Source organism: Mesorhizobium sp. M7A.F.Ca.ET.027.03.2.1 (assembly GCF_003999175.1).
Classification (GTDB): domain Bacteria; phylum Pseudomonadota; class Alphaproteobacteria; order Rhizobiales; family Rhizobiaceae; genus Mesorhizobium.
Map to the genome: position 1 here is coordinate 1 of NZ_RZOM01000466.1, position 4,580 is coordinate 4,580.

A 4,580-nucleotide genomic window follows, 5' to 3' on the forward strand; every position below is an offset into this window, starting at 1 on the left:
GTGTTCCTGGTTCATCAGGACGACGAAATGGCCAAGCTGAGAATGCTGCATGTCGAGGCGTCGGCGCGCGGCCTCGGCATCGGCAAACGACTGGTCGCGGAATGCGTGAACCAGGCCCGGGCTTGCGGCTACGCCAAGCTGGTGCTGTGGACCAACGACATCCTCGTCGCCGCGCGCGCGATCTACGAAAGTTCCGGCTTCAGGCTGGTCTCGCAGGAGCACCACCACAGCTTCGGCAAGGATCTGACCGGCCAGACCTGGGAAATGGATTTGTAGGCTGCTTTGCAGCTGGTTTGCTTGCAGACGGAACCTAATTTCCCCGCGCTGTTGCCAGCGCGCCAGGCAACTCCTCGGCAAGAATGTCGAGCTCGTGATCGAGACCGACGCTGATGCGGATGCAGCGGTCGAGCCGTGGCACCATGGGCTTGCGGATGAAGACGTCGCGTGACAGCAGACCTTGCAGAACTTTCAGCGCGAAAGCGCCATCGCCGCCGCAATCGATGGTGACGAAGTTGGTCGCCGACGCCAGCGGCTTCAGCCCGTTCGCTTCGGCAATGCCTGCGATGCGTCGGCGGCCAGCCGCGACCCGCGCCACCACGCTTTGCAGATAGTCCTGATCGGCGAGCGCCTCGACGCCGGCGATCTGCGCCATGCGGCTGACACCATAATGGTTGCGGATCTTCTCGAAGTCGCGGATCACCTGGGCCTCGGCGATCGCATAGCCGCAGCGTATGCCCGCCAGCCCGTAAGCCTTCGAGAAGGTGCGCATGCGGATGACGTTTGGCCTGGAGATATCGATCGGCGGCATCGCCGAGGCCGGCCCGAGTTCGCCATAGGCCTCGTCGAGCACCAGCATGGTGGTTCGCGGCAGCGCCTCGATGAAGCGGATGATCTCGCTCGCCTCCCACCAACTGCCCATTGGATTGTCGGGGTTGGAGAGATAGACCAGCGGGGCCTTGTCCTTGCGCACCGCCCCCAGCAGGCCATCCAGGCTTTCCTGGTCGTTCTCGTAAGCGACTGTCACCAGCCGCCCGCCGACACCGGCAATGTGGAAGTTGAAGGTCGGGTAAGCGCCGAGCGAGGTAACCACCGCGTCACCAGGCGCGACATACATGCGTGCCACCAGGCTGAGCAGGCCATCTATGCCTTCGCCGACAACGACGTTCTCGGCCTTTACGCCGTGATGCGCGGCGACCGCCACCTTCAGATCGTGATTGTCGGGATCGCAATACATCCACATGTCGCCGGCGATCTCGGCCATCCGGGCTGTGACGCGCGGCGAGGGACCAAAGCTGCTCTCATTGGCGCCGATGCGGGCGCGAAAAGCGCGGCCACGCTCGCGCTCCTGCGCTTCGGGGCCGACAAACGGCACCGTCGAGGGAAGCGCTGCGATGAGTGGCATGAGGGGAGGGCGCTGGTGCATGGTGGAAGCTCGCTTGAAAAGGGCCTTCTTGCTAGCGTGGAGGCATGTTCGGTGCAAGATGACAATGCCGCACTGGATTTCGCTGATCCGTTTTGTTAGCAGAATAGAATGAGCAACCGATTGCCGCCCGCTTGGGCCAAGCACCTTAATACCCAACTAGCGCCGAAGGGCGCACCGCCGAAGATTGGGCAACCGAAACCTAAGCCCGCAAAGGCAGCTCCGTCTCGCCCTCAGGCCACCGATATGATGTTGAGGCAGGCGCTCGAATTCCAGCAAGAGAATCGATTGCCTGAGGCGGAAGAACTCTGTCATCGCGTTCTGGCGAGAACGCCCGAACATCCGTTGGCCCTTTATATACTTGGGACGCTGGGGATCGGGTACGATGACGAAAAGGTCCTGCGGTATTTTGCTCGGGCGATCGCGCAGGAGCCTCTAAACCCCTACTATCACCTAAGCCTCGGTCAAGCCTATTTGAGGCTCAGCGAGTTTACACCAGCGATCAAACACATTCAGCACGCATTGGCATTGAAGCCAGATCTGGTGGAAGCGCTTTGCGCCTTGGGCGATGCATACAATTCGTTTGACAAGGGGGAAATGGCGCTGCCTCTCTTTGAGAAGGCGCTCAGGGTCGATCGAGATCATCCTATGGCCCGATTGGGGCTGCCTCGTGCGCTGGCAAGCCTCGGCCGCATGGACGAAGCCGCGGTTCATCTCAAAGAGGCAATAGATCGGCGCATCGCGATACCTGCTGCCTACAATTCACTTGTACGCACGCACAAATTCACTGAAGAGCCACCAGAACTCGCTGCGATCCTGACGGAGCTTCAAGACCCTGACCACGGGTCTAAGGGAGCGACGGCGCTCCATCACGCAGCCGGAAAGCTGCTCAACGACCTCGGTCGCTACAAGGAGGCGATGAAGCACTTCAAAAAAGGAAATCAAGCCGGCGGCAGCAGGTTCGATCTTCAATCCTATCGTCGTTGGGTCGACGCCCTGATCGAAACCTTTACACCGGATTTGGTGGCTTCAAGGGCTGCTTCTGGCAATGTCTCGGAGTTGCCCGTGTTCGTAGTCGGGATGCCTCGCTCGGGAACGACACTGACTGAGCAGATCTGCGCCAGCCATCCCTATGTTCATGGTGCTGGCGAGTTAACAAAGCTTAGGCGCACATCGAATGGGCTCGATCTTAGGTATGGATCCGGCATAAGCCCGGGTGAGGCGATCGCATCGATGACGCCACAGCTGTCCAGGGCGCTGGCTGCGGAACATCTTGCCTATCTGCGCGAGCGGGCCCCCGATGCGCTTCGAATTATCGACAAGATGCCTCACAATTTCGAGCTGGTCGGCCTTATTGGCGTTCTTTTCCCCAACGCCCGCATTATTCATTGTCGCCGCGACGCCATTGACAACTGTATCTCTTGCTTTGTCCTGCAATTCAATGAAGCGCATAGCTACAGCGCCGATCTGGAGACACTGGGGCTTTACTACAGGGAGTATGATCGCCTGATGCGGCATTGGGACAAGATTTTCCCGGGCCGTATCTTCGAAAACCGGTACGAGACGTTGATTGAAAATCAAGAACAGCAGTCGCGCTGTCTCATAGATTATCTCGGACTACCCTGGGACGATATCTGCTTGCGCTTTTTTGACAGGGGCGGCTCCGTAAACACCTATAGCAATTGGCAGGTGCGCCAGCCGATCTATAAGTCTTCCGTCAGGCAGTGGAAGAATTACGAAAGCGAGATCCAGCCCTTGATCGAGGCCCTAGGCGATTTGGCCCATATCTGATCTGGAAATCCAGGCATCGTCAGTGCACACCGCGTCGCCTGCTCCGGCAATCCGGGCAGTCCATCCATTGAGCAGGTCGACACCTGCAAGATCTAAAAGAGGCGCGACGGCCGAAAAACCCGGCGGTTGCCCGCCGGGTTAGATTTTCAGCCAGGCTCGGTCCGTTAGAACGAGCGCTGGAAGCGGAGGAGGCCGCCGACGCTGTTCTTCTTGTCGGCCGGAGTCCAGGCGACGTTATCCGTGCTGCCCTCATCGAACTTGCCGGCATGAAGATAGTCAACTTCGGCCGTGACGGTGAAGCCGGGAACGATGTCATAGGCAACGTTCGCTGCGACGCCGACGTTCTTCCAGTCATCAGCAGACGCCTGAAGGTTGAACGAGGTCTTCTCGTTGAACTTGTAGGTGCCACCGCCCCACACTGCCCAGTTGCCGCCCCACTGCTTGTAGAAGCCGCGACCGCCCGCGGGCTGATTATAGGTCGGGTCGTTGAGGTTGTCGTCGGTGCCATAGCCACCCATGATGAACAACGACAACTCGTTGGAAACGTTCACATCCAAGCGAACTTTGCCGGCGACTTCTTCGTAGTTGCTGTCATACGCAACGACACCGGTGATCGCGCCCCAGCCCTGGGTCCACTTCACGCCGCCGACAACATGCGGAACATAGCTATCGATCGTGCCAACGCCATACTTGCCGTTGCCAAGATCGTCGACGGAGCCGGCGCCCGAGCCTTCTTCGAGCGAGAGCACGGCCGAGAACCCATTGCCTGCGTCGAAATAGTACTGGACGACGTTGGTGTCGAAGTCGCCGTAGGGAACCAGCGTATCCTGGATGACATTGCCGGCGTAGCCGATGAACGTATCGAAGGCCGATTCGTCCTTACCGACGCGCAGACCGCCAAGTTGGATCCAGGCGAAGTTCAGCGATACGTCCTTGTTGTGCGCATCGTTCGGGCCAAAGTCGGGATCACCGTTGCTGTTGCCGAAATTGAAGCGGGTCTCGGTGTAGGTCTTCAAGGTGCCGAGCTCGGTCTCCTGGCCGGTCCAGGTTTTGAGCGTGAAGCGGGTGTTCTTGTACCAGGCTCCCTGGTTCTTGCCGTCCTGCACGTCATTGCTGCGAGCACCATCGAACGAGCCGACGTCGCCAGCACCGATGTCGTAACGGACATAGCCGCCGACGCGCAGGCAGGTTTCGGTGCCGGGGATGTAGAAGTAGCCAGCGCCGTAGACGTCACAAATCTTGACGTATTCAGCGGGTTCCGGCTCGGCGACGACGACGGCGTCGGCGGCGCGCGCACCGGAAACTGCGATCAGGGCCGCAGCGGAGCCGAGGAGAAGGCTCTTGATGTTCATTTTCTGACCTCCAGTCA

4 protein-coding genes are annotated in these 4,580 nt (G+C 59.5%); 2 read left to right on the forward strand and 2 right to left on the reverse strand.

The genetic code is table 11. The annotated features are described in order from the left end of the window. On the forward strand, positions 1–276 hold a 276-nt coding region (locus tag EN750_RS19835), incomplete at its 5' end, for a GNAT family N-acetyltransferase (RefSeq protein WP_145967783.1). Positions 277–310: 34 nt separating this feature from the next. On the opposite strand, the gene EN750_RS19840 is transcribed toward EN750_RS19835, so the two are convergent. Beyond that, positions 311–1,423 carry a pyridoxal phosphate-dependent aminotransferase gene (locus tag EN750_RS19840; RefSeq protein ID WP_127397408.1) on the reverse strand — a complete coding sequence of 371 codons (1,113 nt, stop codon included), beginning with the start codon at positions 1,421–1,423 and terminating at the stop codon, positions 311–313. A 108-nt stretch (positions 1,424–1,531) separates the two neighbouring features. Between EN750_RS19840 and EN750_RS19845 the strand changes: the two genes are divergently transcribed. Continuing rightward, positions 1,532–3,211: a sulfotransferase gene (locus EN750_RS19845; RefSeq protein WP_127397409.1), complete on the forward strand. Its 1,680-nt coding sequence runs from the start codon at positions 1,532–1,534 to the stop codon at positions 3,209–3,211. A gap of 164 nt (positions 3,212–3,375) precedes the next feature. Here EN750_RS19845 and EN750_RS19850 read toward each other — a convergent pair whose 3' ends face one another. Beyond that, positions 3,376–4,563 (reverse strand): porin, encoded by a 1,188-nt coding sequence (locus EN750_RS19850; protein ID WP_127397410.1) that lies wholly within the window; start codon positions 4,561–4,563, stop codon positions 3,376–3,378. Between the last annotated feature and the right edge of the window lie 17 nt (positions 4,564–4,580).